The sequence below is a fragment of the Paenibacillus sp. J45TS6 genome (assembly GCF_018403285.1).
In the GTDB taxonomy this organism is placed as follows: Bacteria; Bacillota; Bacilli; order Paenibacillales; family Paenibacillaceae; genus Paenibacillus.
Genome location: NZ_BOSJ01000009.1, coordinates 74007 through 96363 on the forward strand (window position 1 = coordinate 74007; position 22357 = coordinate 96363).

20 protein-coding genes and 1 pseudogene are annotated in these 22357 nt (G+C 43.0%); 8 read left to right on the plus strand and 13 right to left on the minus strand.

Translation table 11 applies throughout. The annotated features are described in order from the left end of the window. Window positions 1-340 precede the first annotated feature (340 nt). From KJS58_RS14650 to recQ, 3 genes are all read right to left on the minus strand, one after another. The gene (locus tag KJS58_RS14650) at window positions 341-619 is read right to left on the minus strand and encodes a hypothetical protein (RefSeq protein WP_213533384.1); all 279 of its coding nucleotides are present in this window, start codon (window positions 617-619) and stop codon (window positions 341-343) included. Window positions 620-871: 252 nt separating this feature from the next. Beyond that, complete coding sequence (locus tag KJS58_RS14655; protein ID WP_213533541.1) at window positions 872-2641, minus strand: B12-binding domain-containing radical SAM protein; 1770 nt, start codon at window positions 2639-2641, stop codon at window positions 872-874. Window positions 2642-2726: 85 nt separating this feature from the next. After that, on the minus strand, window positions 2727-4604 hold the full coding sequence (recQ, locus tag KJS58_RS14660) for a DNA helicase RecQ (protein WP_213533386.1): 1878 nt from the start codon (window positions 4602-4604) through the stop codon (window positions 2727-2729). A gap of 339 nt (window positions 4605-4943) precedes the next feature. Between recQ and KJS58_RS14665 the strand changes: the two genes are divergently transcribed. Then, window positions 4944-6314 (plus strand): alkaline phosphatase, encoded by a 1371-nt coding sequence (locus KJS58_RS14665; protein WP_213533388.1) that lies wholly within the window; start codon window positions 4944-4946, stop codon window positions 6312-6314. Window positions 6315-6495: 181 nt separating this feature from the next. On the opposite strand, the gene KJS58_RS14670 is transcribed toward KJS58_RS14665, so the two are convergent. Next, window positions 6496-7335, minus strand: coding sequence for a MetQ/NlpA family ABC transporter substrate-binding protein (locus tag KJS58_RS14670; protein WP_213533390.1), 840 nt, complete (start codon window positions 7333-7335; stop codon window positions 6496-6498). 186 nt (window positions 7336-7521) lie between these two features. Between KJS58_RS14670 and KJS58_RS14675 the strand changes: the two genes are divergently transcribed. Continuing rightward, window positions 7522-8553 carry an RluA family pseudouridine synthase gene (locus KJS58_RS14675; protein WP_213533392.1) on the plus strand — a complete coding sequence of 344 codons (1032 nt, stop codon included), beginning with the start codon at window positions 7522-7524 and terminating at the stop codon, window positions 8551-8553. Between the two features lie 136 nt (window positions 8554-8689). On the opposite strand, the gene KJS58_RS14680 is transcribed toward KJS58_RS14675, so the two are convergent. Together KJS58_RS14680 and KJS58_RS14685 are read right to left on the minus strand one after the other, a co-directional pair. After that, entirely contained in the window at window positions 8690-9421 is a 732-nt protein-coding gene (locus KJS58_RS14680; protein WP_213533394.1) for a hypothetical protein, read from the minus strand. Between the two features lie 51 nt (window positions 9422-9472). Continuing rightward, the gene (locus tag KJS58_RS14685; protein WP_213533395.1) at window positions 9473-10261 is read right to left on the minus strand and encodes a class I SAM-dependent DNA methyltransferase; all 789 of its coding nucleotides are present in this window, start codon (window positions 10259-10261) and stop codon (window positions 9473-9475) included. A gap of 223 nt (window positions 10262-10484) precedes the next feature. On the opposite strand from KJS58_RS14685, the gene speD reads away from it, so the two are divergent. Continuing rightward, entirely contained in the window at window positions 10485-11354 is an 870-nt protein-coding gene (gene speD / locus KJS58_RS14690; RefSeq protein ID WP_213533397.1) for an adenosylmethionine decarboxylase, read from the plus strand. Window positions 11355-11428: 74 nt separating this feature from the next. Here the strand turns inward: speD and KJS58_RS14695 are convergent, their stop codons facing one another. Then, a complete protein-coding gene (locus KJS58_RS14695; RefSeq protein ID WP_213533399.1) occupies window positions 11429-11755 on the minus strand; it encodes a hypothetical protein in 327 nt (108 codons plus the stop codon). Window positions 11756-11919: 164 nt separating this feature from the next. On the opposite strand from KJS58_RS14695, the gene KJS58_RS14700 reads away from it, so the two are divergent. Then, window positions 11920-12477, plus strand: a complete 558-nt coding sequence (locus tag KJS58_RS14700) for a GNAT family N-acetyltransferase (RefSeq protein ID WP_213533401.1) — start codon at window positions 11920-11922, stop codon at window positions 12475-12477. Window positions 12478-12584: 107 nt separating this feature from the next. On the opposite strand, the gene KJS58_RS14705 is transcribed toward KJS58_RS14700, so the two are convergent. The 3 genes and pseudogenes from KJS58_RS14705 to KJS58_RS14715 all read right to left on the minus strand — a co-directional run bounded on the left by KJS58_RS14705 (window position 12585) and on the right by KJS58_RS14715 (window position 14986). After that, a complete protein-coding gene (locus KJS58_RS14705; RefSeq protein WP_213533403.1) occupies window positions 12585-12878 on the minus strand; it encodes a GNAT family N-acetyltransferase in 294 nt (97 codons plus the stop codon). Between the two features lie 135 nt (window positions 12879-13013). After that, window positions 13014-13777, minus strand: a pseudogene (locus tag KJS58_RS14710) (class I SAM-dependent methyltransferase). A 168-nt stretch (window positions 13778-13945) separates the two neighbouring features. After that, complete coding sequence (locus tag KJS58_RS14715) at window positions 13946-14986, minus strand: NAD(P)-dependent alcohol dehydrogenase (protein ID WP_213533543.1); 1041 nt, start codon at window positions 14984-14986, stop codon at window positions 13946-13948. A 243-nt stretch (window positions 14987-15229) separates the two neighbouring features. On the opposite strand from KJS58_RS14715, the gene uxuA reads away from it, so the two are divergent. Both uxuA and KJS58_RS14725 read left to right on the plus strand, forming a co-directional pair. Continuing rightward, entirely contained in the window at window positions 15230-16327 is a 1098-nt protein-coding gene (uxuA, locus tag KJS58_RS14720) for a mannonate dehydratase (protein ID WP_213533405.1), read from the plus strand. A gap of 5 nt (window positions 16328-16332) precedes the next feature. Continuing rightward, window positions 16333-17187: an SDR family oxidoreductase gene (locus KJS58_RS14725; RefSeq protein ID WP_213533545.1), complete on the plus strand. Its 855-nt coding sequence runs from the start codon at window positions 16333-16335 to the stop codon at window positions 17185-17187. A gap of 88 nt (window positions 17188-17275) precedes the next feature. Here the strand turns inward: KJS58_RS14725 and KJS58_RS14730 are convergent, their stop codons facing one another. Both KJS58_RS14730 and KJS58_RS14735 read right to left on the minus strand, forming a co-directional pair. Continuing rightward, window positions 17276-17665, minus strand: a complete 390-nt coding sequence (locus tag KJS58_RS14730; protein ID WP_213533407.1) for a hypothetical protein — start codon at window positions 17663-17665, stop codon at window positions 17276-17278. A gap of 29 nt (window positions 17666-17694) precedes the next feature. Continuing rightward, window positions 17695-18252 carry a TetR/AcrR family transcriptional regulator gene (locus KJS58_RS14735; protein WP_306433094.1) on the minus strand — a complete coding sequence of 186 codons (558 nt, stop codon included), beginning with the start codon at window positions 18250-18252 and terminating at the stop codon, window positions 17695-17697. A gap of 215 nt (window positions 18253-18467) precedes the next feature. Between KJS58_RS14735 and qac the strand changes: the two genes are divergently transcribed. Together qac and KJS58_RS14745 are read left to right on the plus strand one after the other, a co-directional pair. Further along, a complete protein-coding gene (qac, locus tag KJS58_RS14740) occupies window positions 18468-20018 on the plus strand; it encodes a QacA/B family quaternary ammonium compound efflux MFS transporter (protein ID WP_213533411.1) in 1551 nt (516 codons plus the stop codon). Between the two features lie 299 nt (window positions 20019-20317). Continuing rightward, window positions 20318-21169, plus strand: coding sequence for an FG-GAP repeat domain-containing protein (locus KJS58_RS14745; RefSeq protein ID WP_213533413.1), 852 nt, complete (start codon window positions 20318-20320; stop codon window positions 21167-21169). An 84-nt stretch (window positions 21170-21253) separates the two neighbouring features. Here the strand turns inward: KJS58_RS14745 and KJS58_RS14750 are convergent, their stop codons facing one another. Beyond that, complete coding sequence (locus KJS58_RS14750) at window positions 21254-22261, minus strand: glycoside hydrolase family 43 protein (protein ID WP_213533415.1); 1008 nt, start codon at window positions 22259-22261, stop codon at window positions 21254-21256. Between the last annotated feature and the right edge of the window lie 96 nt (window positions 22262-22357).

Consider the following 22357-nt stretch of genomic DNA (forward strand, 5'->3'; position numbering starts at 1 on the left):
ACACCCGTACCTAGTAGAGTCAACCATCACGCATTTGAACATCAAAGAAGAGGTCCCTGTTTAGAAGTACAGGCGGCCTCTTCTTTGTTTGCTCTTGTTTGTTTGCTCTTGTTTGTTTGCTCTTGTTTGTTTGCTCTTTCTTAGCTTTTCTTTTTAACGTTATGCTTGGAGAACGGACAAACTGTACCTCCTTAGGTGGTTAGATCCAGCCCAATAAGAGGTAATACGGCACCGGCTTCTAACAAGAAAACAAGGTCATTAACACGTGCGTAACAACAAAAAACCACTATCCTAATAAAAAAGGTAGTGGTCCCAAGTTTGAAAATTAAAACAGGGCATATTATCGCTCATTCAACTCTTTTACTTCATCGATGCTAGGAAGATCATTTTGATCAAAATTCCGCTCAGCCGCTTCTCTTTGTGCGAGCAAGTTCTTTTGTTCCGGGGTATCTTTCTTCCGATTTAATTTCCGCAGGATTACCTTTTGATTATCGTACATAAGCACAAGAAGGGTCATGATGAAAGCTAAGTCGATCAGTAATAAACCGCCAAAATTTACAAACAGAAATAAAACACCATTAATAATTATAAGTCCAATAAAAACTAGAAACCCTTTCAAAAATACACCTCTCTGACTGAATTGGCGGCAAATAAACAATTAATTGTTTTTTCATTTAAATACTTTATTCATCTAAATGCTTCATATCTTTTTATTTTCTTAAGCAGGACACCACTAAAAAATCCCTAACCATACAAACGACAACAACATTCATTCTATGGTTAGGGATTTTTCACATTTAATCAATTTATCCTTAATGGTATCAAAATTCAATATCGATATTAATATCTATTTCCTACAGCTATGACACCATTACATCATTTTCGCTTCCGCTCCCAGCGGCAAGGTAAAATAAACCGGCTTCTGATCTTCATTCTGCTGATAGATCGTAACGAGAAGCGTCTGCCCTTTTGCATCTTCTGGCGTTACTCCCTCAAGTACACGTTCCAAATGGAACGGCAGCACTTCCAGAACCGCATGTTTCTGAAGATCTCGTTCACTCAGTGAAAGCTTAGCAAATTCAGGCGACACGTCTTCCGGATGCTCCGCGAGATGTTTAATATACGACGCCCAGTCCCTTTTCTCCATCGTGAAATCCCACCAGATTTTACGCGGCTTATACTTGTGACCAAGGAAATAATCAAGCTTCATCAGACCCAGGATGAGATCCATTTGTTTCGTCCCCCGCTGCTCCAGGAACGAACGAAGACGAGTAAATAGATCCTCTAGCTGATGACCGATCTTCTGCCATCCTTGCCCTTCCCAGTAGTCGCCGAAGGCTTGGAAGAAGTCAAACGGAGACGGGAATTCCTGCTCCATTAGGTATTTCAGCGTATGGTCCATGCGGTGTGCATTCCAGTACTTCTCAAGCACATCCTCAAGACGTTTAAGCCTTACAATATCGCTAAAAGGAAGCACATCGCTGCCCAAAATTTCATACGGTGCTTGATCCATGTACGTGTAGTTGTATTTGTCTGCGTCAAGACGAAGACCCGTTCCGCGCAGCATTTTAAGGAAACCAAGCTGAAGCTCTTCTGGTCCGAGTGCAAATACATCGTTAAACGTTTTACGGAATGTATCGTAATCTTCGAGCGGCAGACCGGCAATGAGGTCCAAATGCTGATCAATTTTTCCGCTGGCTTTAATCTTGCTTACCGTCCGGCTAAGCTTCGTAAAGTTCTGACGGCGTTTTACAAGTTCATTCGTTGGGTCATTCGTGGACTGAACCCCGATCTCAAAACGAAACACCCCAGGAGGTGCATTCTCCGCCAGATAGTCGAGCACTTCTGGACGCATGATATCTGCTGTAATTTCGAACTGGAACACGCAGCCCCCGTGATTTTGAATTAGGAACTCGAACATCTCTAGTGCATAATCCCGCTTAATATTAAACGTCCGATCCACGAATTTGATGAGTTTCGCACCATTTTCGATCAGATACAGAATATCTGCTTTTGTTCGTTCAATATCGAAGTACCTTACTCCAACTTCAATACTCGATAGACAGAACTGACAGTTAAACGGACAACCGCGGCTTGTCTCAAAATAAACCACTCGTTTCCCAAGATCCGGAATATCCTCTGGGAAACGATACGGAGAAGGCAGTTCGTTCAGGTCGGCTTTCGGCCGGCCTGGCATCACGATCACCTCTTCCCCTTTACGGTAAGCGATCCCATATACAAAGTGGTATTTCTGCTTCCCTTCGATCTCCTGCAAAAGCTGATGGAATGTCTCTTCTCCTTCACCGACCACGATGAAATCAACGTTTGGAAGACGATTCATCCAGTGCTCTACATCATAAGATACCTCAGGTCCACCAAGGATGATTTTCACCTCAGGCATGACCCTTTTTAGAATATTAATCACTTTGATCGTCTCTTCAATGTTCCAGATATAACAAGAGAATCCAATCACATCGGCTCCGCGCTGATACAGATCTGACACAATGTTCATCACCGGGTCTTTGATCGTATATTCCGCAAGCTCAATATCAAAATCTTTTTCGCTATAAGCCTTCAGGCAGCGAATCGCAAGAGAAGTATGAATATACTTCGCATTCAGCGTCGACAAAATCACTTTCATATGCGCACAACCTTTACCGTAGTGGAACTGCTCATTGCAGTGCCCTGTATTTAATTCTGTATTTATTAACAACTAATCTGCTGCTTTAGAATTCAAAAGGATCATAAGCTGGTGCTTCTACTTCACTACTTCCTTGGTTCAAGAAGAAATCGAGAAAAGGTTGTCCGTATTTCCGGTACTTCACTTCTCCGACCCCTTTAATCTTCAGCATGTCACGTTCGCTCTGCGGACATACCACACTCATCTCTCGAAGCGTTGCATCATTAAAAATAATATAGGACGGTACATGCTCGCGTTCTGCCATTTCACGTCGAATCAGTCTCAGCTGTTCGAATATCGTCTCATTCACCGCAGATGGAGACATATCCCGTTTACTTGTTCTAGAAGATCTGCTGCTTCTTGAAGAAGCCGCACTTACTCTCGCCACTCGCTGCATCACTTCGCGCTGTCCTTTCAGTACTTCGACCGCAAGCGGCTGAAGTCTCAGCACGGGGTACTGTCCTTCCGACAAAGCAAGATATCCTTCGGAGGCGAGAACGTTAATAATTTCGGAGATTTCTTTTTCCGAGCGATTCGACATCACTCCATACGTAGGCAGACTGTCAAAACCATATTCCAGCACTTTTTTGTTTCTCGAACCTTTGAGTACCATCGACACAAGCGACACGCCAAAACGCTCTCTCATCCGGTGAATACAGGAGAAGATTTTCTGGGCATCAACGGTCATATCAATGAGTTCCCGGTCATCCGTACAAGAACTGCAAATCCCGCAGCCCGTATCGTCATGTTCCTCTCCAAAATAGTCCAGCTGCGCACTGCGCAGACACTTCGTCGTATAACAATAGTCAATCATCTGCTGAAGCTTACGATAATCGTTACGCTTGCGCTCAGGATCTGCATCCCCCTGCTCCAGCAGGAACTTCTGAGTCATGATATCTTGCGCGCTGAACAGCAGGATACACTGACTCGGTTCGCCGTCCCGACCTGCACGTCCTGCCTCCTGAACGTAGGCTTCCATATTTTTCGGCATATTATAATGGATTACATATCTCACGTTACTTTTATCGATACCCATCCCAAATGCATTCGTTGCCACAATCACTCTAAGATCATCGAACAAGAAAGCTTCCTGACTTGCTGCGCGCTCTTCATCTGTCATTCCAGCATGATAACGTCCGGCAGCCACTCCGGCCTCTTGCAAACGACTGTACAGATCATCTACATCCTTACGGGTCGCAGCATAGATAATCCCCGCTTCGTCCGCATGTTCACGGGCATAGTCCATTACATATTCTTTTTTGTTCTCCCCGCGCAGTACCTGCATGGCGAGATTATCTCGTCCAAGTCCTGTGACAAACGTCTCCGGATTACGTAAACGCAGCAGTCTTAGAATATCTTCCATTACTGCCGGAGTTGCTGTTGCGGTAAAAGCGGCTACAATTGGGCGCTCTGGCAAGTATTCTACAAAAGGAGCTACTGATAGATAACTCGTCCGAAAATCATGACCCCACTGCGATACACAGTGAGCCTCATCCACTGCTACACAAGAAATCTCAAGCTCTGCCATCTCATCACGGAACCAGTCCAGCTCAAGCCGCTCCGGTGCAACGTAGAGCATTTTCAGTTCCCCGCTGCGGGCAGCTCTGATTCGGTCATTCACTTCACGTCCGCTCAGCGTACTATTGATATAAGCAGCAGGAATGCCCATGGCGAGCAGTGCATCGACCTGATCCTTCATTAGCGAGATCAGCGGTGACACGACCAAAGTCAGACCCGAATACAGCAAGGCCGGGATCTGGTAACAGATCGACTTCCCGCCGCCCGTCGGCATAATGCCAAGCGTGTCATTATGTTGAAGCAGGCTTTCTACAATCTTTTTCTGACCCTCCCGAAAATCAGGATATCCAAAATAAGTTTGCAGCATTTCCTGCGCTTCTGTCATTGTTTTTGTCTGAATACTCATCTTTCAAAAACTCCTCACCTTCTCCTGTATTTTCAGGAAAAGAAAACTTCATCTTATCCATTCGTACTTTTTCCGTTCATTCTATTAAGTGTACCGAATAATACATACTAACATCAAGGGATTGTATAGAGAATAAACAATGGATTTCACAAGATAATGCACTGCAAAAGCACAGATCCTGGAAGTTTCTCAGATTTCATCGCGGTTTTACAAAATTACAAATATTAATATTCCGCTGATCAAGATGAAGTTTTGTTTTTACATTCCAGTGTTATTCTTCAATTAATCAATACATAATTACAATCTTTTCCTAACTGATGAAGAGGAGGAAATATAAACATGCTACATAAGAAAACGAAAAAAATGGTGCCCGCCATTCTCGGGATCACGCTTGCGGCCTCGACGATTCTTTCTGCAGGCCAAGCACATGCTGTAGACACGGTGAATGCGGTCAGTGTAGAGACGAAGAAAATTAAGAACATTATTTTTCTGATTGGTGACGGGATGGGGACTCCTTACACAACAGCTTACCGCTATATGAAAGATAACCCTTCTACTCCCCTCATGGAGAAAACCGAGTTCGATCCATACCTCATTGGCGCACAAATGACGTATCCTGAAGATGAGCACCAGAATGTAACGGACTCTGCATCCGCGGCAACGGCGATGTCAGCTGGAGTCAAAACGTATAACGCAGCCATTGCGGTAGATAACGATCATACCGAAGTAAAAACCGTGCTCGAACAAGCCAAAGAAAACGGAAAAGCAACAGGTCTTGTCGCTACTTCCGAGATTACACATGCGACCCCTGCTGCCTTCGGTGCGCATGATATTAGCCGTAAAAACATGGATGCCATCGCAGATGACTACTTCGATCAGCTTGTGAATGGAAAACATAAAGTGGATGTCTTGCTTGGCGGCGGGAAATCAAATTTCGTGAGAGAAGATCGTGATTTGACTAAAGAATTTCAAAGTGCGGGATTCAGCTATGTTACGGATCGCAGTGCCTTACTGAAAGATAACAACAACCAAATCCTAGGTTTGTTCGCAGATGGTGGCCTCGATAAAACGATCGACCGTACCAGTGCGACTCCTTCTCTGGCAGAGATGACAGATACAGCGATTGATCGCCTGAGCACGAACGAGAACGGATTTTTCCTCATGATCGAGGGCAGCCAGATTGACTGGGCAGGTCATGATAATGATATCGTAGGTTCCATGAGTGAGATGGAAGACTTCGCGAAGGCTTTTAAGGCGGCGATTGATTTTGCAAAAGAAGATGGTGAAACGCTTGTCGTAGCTACAGCAGATCACTCTACTGGTGGACTTACGCTTGGAAAAGACGGCGAATACAATTTTCTCGCAGCCCCGATCAAAGCAGCCAAACGCACGCCTGACTTTATGGCAGCAGAGATCGCAGCAGGAAGTTCTGTGGAAGATACGCTTAAGATATATATTGATCTTGAACTGACTGCAGAAGAGATCAAGTCTGTACAAGACGCAGCGACAGAGAAAAAGGTAACCGATATTGATAATGCCATTGAAGCAATCTTTGATAACCGTTCTTTTACCGGCTGGACAACGGGCGGTCATACAGGAGATGATGTTCCTGTGTACGCATATGGACCAGGCAAAGATCGGTTTGCAGGACTGATCGATAACACAGACAACGCCCGCATTATTTTCGATATCTTAAGTAAGCATAAGTAATAGGAAGAAATGAAATGTAATAAAATTAAAAAAAGACTGCAGATAGACTAGTGTAAGCTAGTTTTCCTGCAGTCTGGGTACTTCTTTTTGCGTTCACGTACGAACGATAAGGGAGTACCTTTTTATTTTAATTGTAATAAGAGATTGATCTAGTTGATTATGGGTTCATTCGAACTGTTGTTTAATCCATCCACTCTGGCTCTTCGTATTCTGGGAAGTTCTGATCAAGCAGCTTCTTGTATTCTGCAGATTGAACGACTTCTTTAAGCGTACGGGCAAAGGTAGCATTCTGATCTGCTGCACGTACAACGAGTCGATTGCTTAGATTCTCAGGAATATCCTCCGTATCGAGCTCATCTTTATCCGTAAATCCAGCTTCTGCTGCCATCATAACAGGCATCAACACGAGTTCTGTACTCTCATCTGTTACTGCTTGTCCCAATTCGCTTACTGGCATGGTTTTTAGTGTAATGTTCTTTGGATTCTCCTCTACCGCCGTATCGATTGACATGTCCGTGTAAGAAGCGCCGGTACGAATCCCAATCACACCTTCATCTTCCAGCATTAATAATGCGCGAGTCAGCAAAATCGGCTCTTCTGGAAGGAAGATTGTACTGTTCTTCGCAATAGCATCTTCGTCAGTAACCGATTTGGAATAAAGCGCAAGCGGCTCTGTCGGCACGGCAATAATGGACGTTACAGCATTATCACTGTTATTGGTAAATGTATTTAGAAAAGCATCAATCGAACCATTCGTCAGTTCCGTTAAGGATTCATCCGGGTCACTGATCTCTACTACTTCCAATTTGGAACCTTGTTTTTCAACGAGATCTTTCATCGTCTTTTCTACCATTTCCTTACTGGAACCGGCAGGTACCCCGACTTTTATTACTTGAGGTTCATCTTGGTCTTTCAAACCTTCTCCATTATTGTCTACCGTTGTTGTACTGCATCCTGCGAGTAATACGCTGACTAAAGTCATTCCTGCCATCCATTTAAACCACATTTTTTTCGTCTTCATGTTGTGTATTCTCCCTCTATAGATGTTTTTCTATTCTATATACAAGTAGCTTACCATGGAAGATCTAACGAATGCGAATTGCTAACGGGCTGTGTTCGTGCATTTCCACCCTCTACGTGGTATATTAACCAAGACAATCGGAATTAAACCGGACAATCTTTTTACCCAATCAGGAGGCCATAAGGCATGCGAAAAAAACAAGCACCGCATCTTAGCACAGAGGATGGTTACAGTACTCGTCCCCAGGCGCAAAGTCATGCGAAATCACATAAAAAATCGAAAGGGAGCACCTTCTCTGCTCCTCGCCCAAATAGCAAAAAAACAGGATCTTCCGTAGATTCACCTAAAGCTTATGTTGTAGAAGAAAGCAGTGAGCTACTTGCTTACTTGCTTACTCATCTCTCTAAGAGTCGTAATGCGATCAAATCCATGCTGGCGAGAGGACAAATTCTCGTAAATGGCAAAGTGGTAACAGCATACAATTACGCGCTTAAACCTGGAATGAGGATTTCCATTATCAGCGAGAAAAAAGAAGAAGCTCCTCCCCTTCTGGGACTTGCTATTCTGTACGAAGATAACGACATTATTGTCGTTCATAAAGATTCCGGACTATTGTCCGTTGCCTCCGATAAGGAGCAAGAAGTAACGGCTTATCGTCAGTTAATGACGCATGTACGCGTAGAACATCCAAGCAATCGTATTTTCATCGTTCACCGTCTCGACCGGGATACATCAGGCGTGATGCTGTTTGCGAAGCGTGAAGAGATTCAAAAAGCACTCCAAGATACTTGGCGTGATACTGTAGAAGAACGTACTTACATTGCCCTTGTTGAAGGAAAAGTAAAGCAAAGCCAAGGTACTATCACATCCTACTTAAAAGAGAGTAAAACGCTCAAAATGTACTCTTCGCCTTACCCTAATAACGGCCAAAAAGCCATCACTCATTTCAAAACGCTGGAAGCGGAAAGTGAGTACTCCTTACTGGAAGTTCAGCTCGAAACCGGACGCAAGAATCAGATTCGTGTTCATATGGAGGAATTGGGACATCCGGTGGCCGGAGATAAGAAATATGGTGCGCGCAGCCGCGGCATCGGCAGACTTGGGCTACATGCGAAAGTGCTCGCTTTCACTCATCCGGGAACAGGCGAACTGATGCGTTTTGAGAGTCCTGTACCAAAAGGATTCCTTAGACCTTTCCAGAAGAATCAGCCAAAATAAACGTTAAAAACTCGGGCTTCGCTTCATGCGAAATCCCGAGTTTTTATTTTTTCTAAGAAACTTCATCTAAATATGAGGCCTATCAAAATTCTTGGTATCCTATTCTTATTTCTGATTTGGGATCTTTCTTTTCATATCATAGCTGCTTCGCAAGCTTCTGAGCGGTTGCAAGCATCTCGGCAATTACCGTTTCGTTTGGGACCCTTTCTGGATCGTTATATCTTGAAGGAGTGAGATAGCCAATCTCGACCATAAACCCATTTTTGTAAAACATAATTTCATCCGCCGCCGTTGTCAATACAATGACGTCACCCATCTCATTCTCTACATAAGAACTGTACGCATACGAGCTGTCTGTCGTCTGAATGAAGTGGTAAAACGTTGTTCCTGCTTCGTCTGTACTCACATCCACCCGGTTCAGCAAATAATCCTGATCTCCGTCATGGTGTGGAATATATGATTGAAAAGGATCTTCCTTTACTTCCATCATGTTAATCTTATAAAACAAATCTCCGTAATGGCCATAGTCATCTGCTTGTCCATAATAGTTCAGTTGAACCTGATAACTAGGGGATTCTTTACTGCCATACTGCACAAGAAATGCTTCTTCTTTCTCCACCTCAAAAGGCATGTCCTTGCTGCTGAACTGAATTTGGCGCCCTGGGCGCAGTATAGCATACTTCTCCAGCAGGAGATCTGGGCTGACAGGTTTATAGAATATCGCATGTTCTGTATCACCTAGCTCATAGTGGTGGAACCTAGTACTGTGATTGATGGTGTCCCTATGTATTTTCGACTTCGTTAGCCCAGGAATTGGTTCCTCACAACCACTTAGAAGCAAACTCATAGACAACAGAAGCAAGAACATCCAATGATGGCTAGGCCGCCTTTTTACCATCGTCTTCGTATATCGCATGCCTTACCTCGATTCAGATGAATTTTTCGTAAGCTCCATAAATAAAAATAAAGGAATCCGAAGTCTGCGTTCATAGGTCTCTTCATGGATAAATCGTTCCCGTACCGGCTTAGACTCTCGAAGATTAGACACCTTAAACCCTGCCCTGCAAGCTGTCTGAAAATAATCTTCTACCGTACGATGATATTTCATTACCGGTCCGCCCATCCATTCCTGCGTACGATAACCAGGCACAAAATATTGATCCACGATCCAGTTTGTGCGAATGCCCGATGGTTGAAGTGTAGAGGTGATAACCGGGTGCTCGATAGAAAAAATAAATCTTCCTCCCGGCTTAAGAATCTCATAGATCTTGGTGAACAGAGGAGCTAGATCCTCAAGATAATGAAGAACTAGACGGGATATGACCAGATCATAGGAACCTGCATCTTTTTCGGCTATAGCTGCGTCCGCTTCTGCCCTGTTTTCTGCTGCAACCCAGTCCTCAATCGTGGTGAATATCGCATTCCCCCGATCCGCTACCTCTTGTAATGATTGAACAGCAAGACCATACATATTCTGCGATCCTTCCATTCCGGTATACTTCCCAGCTCCTGCATCTAGCAGCTTCCGTCCAAACTGGGCATCACCGCATCCAATATCCAGTACCGAGAAGCCTTTCACTTCGCCCGCCATCTCCCAAATGATTGGTTCCTCCAGCGTATCGTTCGCATTCTCCGGCATGCCTCTCCGGGCTGTATAATTTGCAAACTGTTCCTTACGGTCATAAAACTGCGAACCACGATATTCCATCGATACTTCCGCCTCTCTTAATAGATCTTCTTATTCCGCCGGACTCCTTTCAATTCACTTTACTTTCAATAGACTTTACTTCCAATACACTTTACCATATAAACCCAATTCAGATAACTTCAATATAAATCGTCAAAAAACGCTTTAAGCTACCCACGATATGGTTAAAGTACATAAAGGTACCTACAGATACCAAGTCACCCTAGGGACAGGAGGCATCATTATGACACTCACTCCAGAACAAAGAATCGAGCTGCACGGTTTCAACAACTTGACGAAATCACTCAGCTTTAATATGTATGATGTGTGTTATACCCGGACCAAAGAAGAACGCGAAGCCTATATTGAATATATTGATGAACAGTATAACGCGGATCGATTAACTCAAATCTTAACAAATGTAGCTCATATTATTGGAGCCCATGTACTGAATGTGGCCAAGCAGGACTATATTCCCCAAGGAGCCAGCGTAACACTGCTGGTATCGGAAGGACCTGTGGATGGTGCAGGAGAGGAATCTTTTGAGGAATCACCAGGGCCGCTTCCTGATCATGTGGTCATGCATTTAGATAAAAGCCATATCACCGTGCATACGTATCCGGAATTCCATCCTCATGAGGGGATCAGTACGTTCCGGGCCGATATTGACGTATCTACTTGCGGGGAGATTTCACCGCTGAAGGCACTGAACTATTTAATCCATTCTTTTGATACGGATATTATGACGATCGATTACCGGGTCCGAGGCTTTACACGGGATATTAACGGCAAGAAGTTATTTATTGACCATGATATTAGTTCCATTCAGAACTATATTCCTGAGAGTGTGCAGCAACAATTTGATATGATTGATATCAATGTATATCAGCATCATATTTTCCATACCAAATGTAAATTGAAAGAATTTGACCTGAATAACTATCTGTTTGGATATACAAAGGATACACTCAGCGAAGAAGAACAGAAGGACATCTCGGAGCAACTCAAACTTGAGATGGATGAGATCTATTACGGAATGAATATGGATGCAGGATCCATTGACGAAGATGCGGAAGAGGATTTTGTATATCAGCGGGCTCCGGAATCAAACTAACTTATCGATCATCATTAATCATCAAAAAAGGGATTACGTTTATATAAACGCGATCCCTTTCTTTACGTATTCAGCTATTTCTGACGTAGAAACTTCACCGTGAATCGCGCTGCTTCCAGCACTTCACTCACAAAATCCTTATTTTCCTTTTCCCATTCATTCGGGTCATCCAGAGCAATCTCTTCAATAAACTCTTCCATAAGTTCAGAAAGTTCCCTGCGGGAAGGTCCTTTCCCCTGACTTTTACCTCGCAGGCAACTTACGGAAGATCGAATCATTTTACAACTGTCTTTGATGTAGCTGTATTCGTCCTTGTCCCATGCCTTCGGATTATCCATATCGAGAAAAACAATCCATTTCTCAAGTAAACTTGCTGCCTGATTTGTGTTCATGCTTGTCATTTTATATCTCCATTCATTTCTTAATCATCGGTACTTCACTTGAATCTAGTATAACGATAACGGCTTAGACTTAAACTGACAAGCTTTATATGGAAGATATTTATATGAATACCCGCTATAATGTACATAGACGAACTTGATATTAAAGGAGTGTACCATCCCCCTTGGAAAAAACGACTAATCCCAACTGGTTTCATGGCAGCAAGGTTCGCCTCGCAGCCGCGATCCAGCAAGATGCTCAGACCTTAGCCGCTTATACAGAAGATTACGATTATATGCGTAACCTAGATACCGATTATGCCGTACCGCAAACCGTAGCAGAAGCGGGCCCAAAAAGTGCAAAGATGGAGAACGGCGTAGAATTCATGCTGCGTACCATTGATGAAGATCGCCTGATCGGATTCGTGGCCCTGCACAGCATTGAATGGAATAACCAGGCTGCGAAACTTGCCATCGGCATCGGTAAAGCGAAAGATCGGGGAAAAGGTTACGGCAGCGATGCACTGCAGATTATCTTGCGCTACGCTTTCCACGAACTTAACTTAAACCGCGTTGGTCTTGAAGTGATCTCTTATAACGAAGTAGCTTATCATGCATATAAAAAGGCAGGTTTTATAGAGGAAGGCAGAAAGCGCGCTGCCGTGCTACGCGGAGGTAAAGCCTATGACCTTATTCTGATGAGCATGCTGCGTGATGAATGGAAATCTAAGATACAAGCATAAAACTCAAACAAAAAGACCTGGAATCTTCCCTTTGCAAGTATACCTTACACGTATACGTACAATGGAAATCAACCCAGGTCTTTTTCATATCCATCTATAATTAGCGACTATTGTTTCGCTAGAACATCTTGATACTCAGGATGTTTGCTGATTGTACTTTCTGCAAAAGGACAAGTAGGTACGATGCGCAGATTATTTTCTCTTGCATGTTCTACGATTCTCTTCACCAAGGCTGCGCCAACTCCTTTTCCTTGCAGCTCATCAGATACAGAGGTATGATCTACGTCGATCACTTCATAACCTTCCGAATCCTTACCGCGAGGGATAAAGCCAATGCTGGCTGCCTTTTCTCCATTTTGATCCACATAGAATTCGTTTTCTCCAGGTAAAATATCATACATAGTCTAAGCTCCTCTCTATGGGACAATATCCCGTTACTCTTTTATACACTTTCCGCCGCTTCTTGAAGCATGATTCAAAGATTCATCACGGAACTTTGTGTAAAGGTAGCTTGTCATTATTCATCCTGGATTATTTTATATTTTGATTGCTCTTATACGAAGACGTTTGTAATCGATGTTCCAAGTTCCCTCATGATATAGAGCCGCTTTTGTTCGCTCAGCGATCTCATCATAAGCTTTGTTTAAGAACTCAGGTGATACATCAGTGAAGAAGGGGCTTGCAAATCCATTCAGCCAGTGCCTGAGTCTTGCATCGGGGTAGGTCTATCGAAATGCAGTGCATACGTGACCCGAAAGCCGTGTCTTTCAAGAAGAACGCTGTACTCTCCGATACTCGGAAAATACCAAGGGCTCCGTGTTCCCGCATCGATCCCCTGCTCCATTAGCACTTCGCTGATAGCCTGAACCACGGTCCCTACATTATGTTGTCCTCCGAACTCAGCCACAAATCTGCCTCCAGGGCGCAGTGCATCATGAACACACTGGACCACGTCTTCTGCATTCTTCATCCAGTGCAGGGCAGCGTTGGAGAATACCGCATCCAAAGGCTCTTGTACCGTAAAACACTCTGCATTTCCTTCTACAAAATTTAGATTAGGATATTTAATCCGCGCTTTCTCCAGCATTGAAGGGGAGAGATCCATCCCCGTTACCATCGCTTTGCTTGCAGCAATCTCCTGTGTTAGATCCCCCGTTCCACAACCAAGATCGAGAATACGTTCCCCCTCTACGGGTTCAAGCAAGTCGATCAATCCTCTGCCCATCTCTGATACAAAAGAAAGTTTCTCATCGTAATGTTCAGATGCCCATGACTGTCCCTTATTTGTTCGCTGTACCATCCTGACCTCATCTCCTTCATATAGAAGAACCTACAGCCATTATGGCACAGCAGATTACATGAAATTAAATACCTGTTTCCTATGAAATTAATAGTTAACAACTATATCTCCTTCATAAGCGGCAGCGGCACCTTAAAAATCATAACCCTCCATTTACGAATCTACATTCTACATTCCGTTAGGATAGACAACTACTTTCAAACTGCCGCTCTTGTTATGAATGGCCCTTTCCAAGGCTTCTTGGGTCTGCTCAAGTGGATATCGGTCGGTTATGAGCGTACTTGCAGGAATCTCTCCTTTTGCAAGAAAACGAATGCCGTCCGGGTACGTGTTGGCATAACGAAATACCCCGTAAATATCAATCTCGTTATCTGCAATAAACGGTACGTTCAGCGGAATTTCATCTTGTGCAGGCAGTCCTACAATCACGAGCTTTCCGCCGCGCCGTAGAGAAAGAAGTGCTGATTGCAATGCCCGGGGGCTGCCCGCGGTCTCCCAAGCTGCATCTACGCCTATACCCTCTGTAATCTCGCGAATTCTAGCATCCGTATCCTCCTTTGCTGCATGGATCGCTTCCGTTGCTCCCATTCTTATCGCAGCATCCAAACGAATCTGTTCCAGATCAGAGACGATAATTCGGCTTGCTCCATATGATTTGGCAGCAGCCACTGCCATTAGCCCGACCGGGCCCATTCCCATAATGGCAACGGTGGAACCGGGGCTGAGTTTACAGCGTGAGGCAGCATGGATACCGACCGAGAATGGCTCCACAAGTGAAGCTTCTTCATAAGAAAGCTCATCTGGGATTTGGAACACAAAGTCTTCACGAATAGCGAGATATTGTACAAAAGCGCCATCGACCGGAGGCGTCGCTAGAAACTGAACCTCAGGACACAAGTTGTATCTGCCTTCCTTGCAGTAACGGCAGCGGCCACACGTCACACCAGGTTCAATGGCTACACGGTCCCCAGGTTGTACACGGGTCACGTTCTCCCCTGTTCTCGCGATGATTCCCGCACATTCATGACCAAGAATGATTGGTTTTTCTACAACATAACGCCCAATTCTCCCATGTTCATAGTAGTGGAGATCCGAGCCGCATACGCCAACCGCCATGATTTTAACCAACACTTCATCTGGACCAAGCTCAGGAACAGGAAGTTCCCTAATCTCTATATTTCCGGGCGTATTCATAACAGCTGCTTTCATAACTGATCCTATATCCTGCTCTACGCTTCGGTTTATTTCTATTTCCTTACTTATTCGAGATAATTGCATACTTCATCGCTCCTCTGTCTATTTTTTCTGCCTGCAATTAGATAAATGGATATAAATTGGAATTGCTTCTTTCATACTACCATACAAGTATGGTAGTATGATGAAGAAATGAGAAGTTTTTACTTGATACATATGTATTTTATCATGCACTTGAAGAAAGGTGGCTGCTTCGGAATGAAAATGGTATTCCGTTATTTTGGTCTCGGCAATGATACCGTATCGCTTGAGCAAATCAGACAAATCCCTGGTGTAGAAGGTATTGTATGGGCCCTGCATGACATCCCCGTTGGTGAAGAATGGCCTATGGAACGGATCGAGGAAATCAAATCTCAGGCTGATGAGTTCGGTCTTCATTTAGAGGTTGTTGAAAGCGTAAACATCCATGAGGATATTAAACTTGGACTTCCTTCTCGTGACCTTTACATTGAGAATTACAAGAAAACGATCGTACAGCTCGCTCAAGTTGGTGTGAAAGTTATATGTTATAACTTCATGCCCGTTTTTGACTGGTTGCGAACTGATTTGTTCAAAGCAGGACCTGACGGTTCCACTGCTCTATTCTATGAAAAAGCAAGAATTGAAGGACTAGATCCCTTTGATCTTGTAGGACAGATTACGCAAGATACGACGCTCACCATGCCTGGATGGGAACCGGAACGGCTTGCCCATTTAACAGACCTGTTCGAAGCTTACCGGAACGTAACGGAAGAAGATTTATGGAATCACCTTTCCTATTTTCTTGAGGAGATTATACCGGTAGCAGAGGCCCATGGGATTCGAATGGCAATTCATCCAGATGATCCGCCTTGGCCTATCTTTGGTTTGCCGCGCCTCATTACGAGCCAGTCTAATATAAGACGTTTTCTCTCCCTTTATGACAGCCCCGCCAACAGTATTACGCTGTGCAGCGGTTCACTTGGAGCGAATCCCGCGAATGACATTGTGTCTATGATTTACGAGTTTAAAGAGCGCATCGCTTTTGCTCATATTCGGAATATCAGAGTATTTGATAATGGTGACTTTATCGAAACTTCTCACCGTACAATAGACGGTACAGTAGATATTACGGGCATTGTCCAGGCCTATCACGACATCGGTTTTACCGGATACGCTCGTCCAGACCATGGAAGACAAATCTGGAAGGAACAATGCCGGCCCGGATATGGACTTTACGATCGTGCGCTCGGTATTATGTACTTATGGGGTCTATGGGACGCCTACAACCGAGTACAAGAGAACCAATCTTCCAAAAAAGAGGTGAGCAAGGTATGAGTACGATGCATCCGCAACCCCATCACACTGCCCTCCAAGATAAAGTTGTTGTCATTACCGGAGGTTCAGGTGTATTATGCCGTGTCATGGCTGAGGAATTAGCAAGACAAGGAGCAAAAATAGCAATTCTGAACCGGACTGCCGAAAAAGGAGTAGAAGTCGCTCAGTCTATTACGGAATCCGGCGGGACAGCAATCTCCATCGCTTGTGATGTAACGAATGAAGCGAGTGTAGTAGAAGCCGCAGAACAAGTGGCTTCACAGCTCGGTCTTTGCGACATTCTCATTAATGGTGCCGGTGGAAACCGCCCTACAGCCATTACTACGAATGAGATTTTCAAGCAGGAAGACGTAAACCAGCAAGATACGGTTTCTTTTTTTGATATGAAAGTAGAAGGATTTCGAGGTGTGTTTGATCTCAATATCGTTGGTACGCTGATCCCTAGCCAAGTTTTCACCAAACAAATGCTAGGCAAAGAAGGAACAAGTATTATTAATATCTCTTCCATGAGTGCCTACTCCCCTATGACAAAAGTTCCTGCGTACAGTGCTGCCAAAGCGGCAATCAGCAATTTCACGGAATGGCTCGCCGTTCATCTTGCCGAAGCAGGCATTCGTGTGAATGCTATCGCGCCCGGATTCTATCTTACTGAACAGAACGAAAAACTGTTACTTAACGAAGACGGAAGCCTTACTGAACGCTCCAACAAAATCATCTCCCATACGCCGATGCGAAGATTTGGTAAACCCGAAGATTTACTCGGTACTCTGCTCTGGCTTGCCGATCCGAATGCAGCTGGCTTTGTGACAGGAACCGTGATTCCGGTAGACGGTGGTTTTAATGCATATTCAGGTGTGTAATCATTCCTTTAAACTTTCATAAAACAAAAAGAGAGACCCGGGAAAATTTCCAATTCCGAGATCTCTCTTTTTCTATTTTATATGCCGCTTATTTTCCTATTGACTCATTTTCGTAATACGGAACAAGCTCATCCGGATCATTCGTTCTCAGCTTAATTTCATCATTCTCAAAGAGTAAGATTTGGGGATCTGTTTTTAATTCAAATAACGTTTTGTAGTCATATCGCTCATCTTGTTCAACATTTATAAACGAAACATGTAAAATGGGCTCATCCTTTTTAAGATTATTATTGATGTAATCTATATTTTTTTGTAATGATTCTCTATAAGAGTCTTCCCACGGTTTGCTTGTGAAAACGATAACGGAAACACCATTTTCTTGATCTTTTAAAATATGATTTGCTGCCTCTTCTGGATTAACTTTCGTGCATCCTGTCACAAAGATCATCATTATGCATAAAAGCAGAATTTTCTTCATGAGCTTAGCTCCTATAATTTAGATTCGTTTCATTCAACGCCTTTTAAAAATATGTGAGAAAAGCGCTTCATAAGCTCCATCCTCTTGTTCTTATCGATCTTTGGATTATAAGTAATAATTCCACTGACTGTGGCAGCTGCAATCTGAGCAGCATATTCAACATCTTGAATATGCCATTCATTTTCTCTATTTCCAGCACTAAAAATATCTAAGTATATCTCCACATATCGCTGTTCAAATTCTTTTATTTTTTCCTCAATATGTTTTGATTCATGTTCTCTAGATTGAAATTCCGTAATAGCTGTTTGCAAAGGATAGTAGGCATCCGTTGTAATCGATAATTCATTAAATAGATAAAACTTTTCTCTATTGCTCTGACACTTTTTCTCTTCCTCGTGCCATTCTGCAAACCACTTTTCATCTTCCATATTTATAATTTCCAAAAAGAGATTTTCTTTTGTTTTAAAATGATAATATAAATTTCCTTTACTGCTGCCAGCATATTTCACAATATCCCCAGTTGTAGTAGCATTATAACCATTTTTAATAAATAGCTCTTTTGCCACCTGTAGTATCTTTTCTCTCAAATTTTCCACTCCTACTGTGAAGAGATTAACATTGTTATTCATTATAGCACAAACAAAAACAATTCGTTTCTAGGGCTTATCCTACTGTTTATCCGTTTAAATTTAAAATAAACCACGCAAATTTCCACTTGAATAAACTACTTTTATTAGATATACTCCTTTCATAGACCGTACGGTCGGTTTGTAAAAATGATGATGAAAAGGAGAGCAATCAGATGGCTTCATTTTTTTCAAAAACGTCAGATATGATGACAACAAAGCAGAGGTGGACTGCTTTAATCGTTCTTGCAGCTAGCTTATTCGTTGTTATGATGGATATGACGATTCTTATTATGGCTTTACCTGACCTTGTGAGAGATTTAAATCCCACTTCTACTCAGCAGTTATGGATTGTTGATATCTATTCACTCATTTTAGCGGGTTTTATTATTCCTATGACGGCTCTAGCCGATAAATGGGGACGTAAAAAAGCTTTAATAACTGGTTTTGCTCTATTCGGCTTAGTATCTTTACTCATATTTTTTGCCGAAAGTGCATCATATGTAATCGCTATTCGATTTCTTCTCGGAATTGCTGGGGCTCTAATCATGCCAACGACACTTTCTATGATTCGTGTAATCTTTGAAAATCCTAAAGAAAGAGCAACAGCACTGGCTGTATGGTCGATTGTTTCTTCTGTGGGTGCTGTATTTGGCCCAATTATCGGAGGAGCTTTACTTGAAAAGTTTTCATGGCATTCAGCCTTTTTAATTAATGTTCCATTCGCTTTAATGGCTATCGTAGCTGGTCTATTCTTATTACCTGAATCACGCGTATCAAAATCACAAGCTCATCGCTGGGATATACCGTCTACTTTTTTATCCGTCGGAGGTATCATTGCACTTGTTTGGAGTATTAAAGAATTTTCAAAACAAGGGATTTCTGAATTCATACCATGGATTATTATTGTAGTTGCCATCGTTATGCTCATATTGTTTGTGAGACGTAATTTAACAAGTACGGATCCAATGCTTGATGTAAGGCTATTTAATAGTCGTCCTTTCGCAGCTGGAACGATTGCGGCACTAATGACTATGTTTGCAATGGCTTCTGTCCTCTTTTTAGTTGCCCAATGGTTACAAGTGGTTGAAGGACTTTCACCATTTAAAGCAGGATTCTATCTGTTACCAATGGCAGCAGGAGCCATGGTTTTCGCTCCAATCGCTCCGGGATTAGCCGCACGTCTAGGTGCAAAAATTGTACTACCCATTGGAATTGCGATTGCAGCTATTGGTATGTTCATTATGTATTTCTTCGGACATCCGTTAACATATCCAACCTTAGCTGTAGCACTAATATTAGTCGGAGCTGGTACTGCTTCGTTAGCGGTTGCTTCTGCTCTCATCATGTTAGAAACGCCAACAGAAAAAGCAGGAAATGCTGCTGCAATTGAAGAATCCATGTATGATCTTGGCAACGTATTTGGTGTAGCTGTTCTTGGGAGTCTTGCATCACAGTTTTATCGCTCCTATTTAGATATTGAAGCATTTTCATCTCATGGAATTGTTGATGAATTAGCTCATATCGCTAACGAATCCGTAGTAGGTGCTGTTGAAGTCGCTAAGATAACGGGCTTTACTAAGCTTGCTACGGAAGCTACTGCTGCGTTTAACGACTCTTTTGTAATAACAGCCCTATTAGGTGGAATTATAATGATGATCGTAGCAGTCATTCTCTTCATTCTAATTCCCAAATCACTTGATATTACGAAGAAAGATCATCATTAACAGATATCTCTTATGCAAAATTAGATATTTCACTGTCAAATACTTGTCTGCGATATCCAGTCCAAAATGATCATGTATCAAGAACACCCAATGGTTATTACTTGCAACTTGTAAACTATAAAGTTGTTTAATGATGTTATAAAAATATAAGAGCCTTGCTACAATTTTGTGTGTAGTAAGGCTCTTTAAAGTTGTTTAAATTTCTATATATGACGGTAAAAACATTTGAATCACCAGGGCACTCACCCATCATGAAGTTCGAACATAGGCTGTTGTAAAAAAGATGGAGGATCCTCTATATGATGATACATCCTAATCCATACTTCTACGCACCCACACAATGCTATCGCGCAGGTCTTCAGCCCTGCAGTCAAGCCGTATTTTCTCCGTATGCCACCTATACTTACGTTCTTCAAAACGCTCGTAACAAGCGTGCTCCATATGAGCATGAATCTCCGATCGTTACAGGTGACTTTACCGGGGATGGTACCGTAGATACAGCAAAGCTTGCTTGGAATAAAAGTGCACCTGACAGCGAATATGTAACGGATATTACTCTCGTGATTCGTAATGGCAGTACGGGAGCAGAAGCTTCTTTTCCTCTCCCGGAAAAGTCCGGTTACAGCCCTACTCTCTTTGCTGGAGATTTTACAGGGGATGGAATACCGGATCTATTTATCTCCATTCAATCCGGAGGTTCGGGGGCGATGACATATAACTTCCTCTATACTTATAAAGAGGCAGTGCTCCGTACTCTTTTTGATACCAATCCATATAACGAAGAGCAGAAATATACCGTAGAGTATCTTGATTATTACCGGGTGCGAGTAACGAGCTTAAATAACCGGCAATCGTATCTTATTGATATCTCCTCCCGCGGAAGTGACTACTTATCGGATATTTATAACGAGAATGGCAAGCTGAAGCAGCCTCTGCAAGGCGACGTCTTGCCCGTAAGCGGGGTATATCCAGTGGATTTTAATCAGAATGGAGTTTACGAACTTCTTATCTTCCAAGGAATTATGGGGCAGTATAATGCAGATCGGTTCGGATATGTTCAGAATGTTCTTACTTATAAAGATGGCGGGTGGAATGTTATGAACCAGTGGGTGGCTGTATATGGCACAGATCTCGTGGTACCTAAGCTATAAACGTCTCTTTAGAATATAATGAAGAGGACTCTCGTCCGATGTGCTCGGATAAGAGTCCTCTTTTTATCATGTGTATCTTCTGTGTTACCCTTTAACAAGCTCTTTTTGTTGTAGAGAAATAGGACCATCTGCAACAGGTGTACCAAAATTAGGCGTACCGTCTTCGTTCCAAGTGATAATTTGTGCTCTTGCATGACGATTTCCATCATACAGCGGGTCACCAATCGTCTCTTTGTAAGTTCTTGAATGGTAGATCACAATATCCGTCTCTCCATCTGGAGACGTAGTGAAGCTATTGTGGCCAGGGCCATATTGTCCATTCGCCTCACTCGTTTCAAAGACAGGTTCCTTATTCTTGATCCAAGAAGCTGGATCGAGCAGGTCTGCATCTTCAGAAGCAGTGAGAAGACCCATCTTGTAGTTATGATCTGTAGCGCTGGCTGAATAGCTGATAAATATTTTACCATTCTTCTTCAGTACAGCTGCGCCCTCATTCACTAGAAACCCAATGACTTCCCAGTCGTATTCCGGTGTAGTAATCATGGTTTGCTTGCCTTTAAGCGTCCATGGATTTTCCATTTCAGATATGTAGAGGTTAGAATTCCCTTTAATATTAGGATCTTGTTGTGCCCATACGTAGTATAGTTTACCTCGATGTTCGAAAGTCGTAGCATCCAGTGCGAAGCTATCCCACTCGGTCATAACCTGCCCCTTCTCTACCCATGTTCCTTCAAGTGGATTTGGAGATTCGTTCTCAAGAACGTACATCCGGTGACGGAAAGAGTGATCCACTTCTCCTTCTCTCGCTTGACCTGCTGCAAAATAGATATACCATTTTCCATCAATATAATGGATTTCGGGTGCCCAAATATTTTTGCTCATCGGTCCTGCTTCATATTTTCTCCATGCGACAACAGGTTCTGCTCCTGCTAGCTCCGCTAGTGTTCTTGCACGTCGTACTTCAATTCGGTCATAGGAAGGAACGGAACCTGTAAAATAGTAATAACCATCCTCGTGCAAGTATACCCAAGGATCTGCACGCTGGGCCACGACTGGGTTGTTCCACTGCATAGGATTCTGTTGTAAACTCATAGTTTATATCTCTCCTCGTAAATATTGTGTATACCATCTTATAAGGTTATTTCTTGAGATATAAGGAAGCGGACACGAATCACAGAGTTCTCTTCC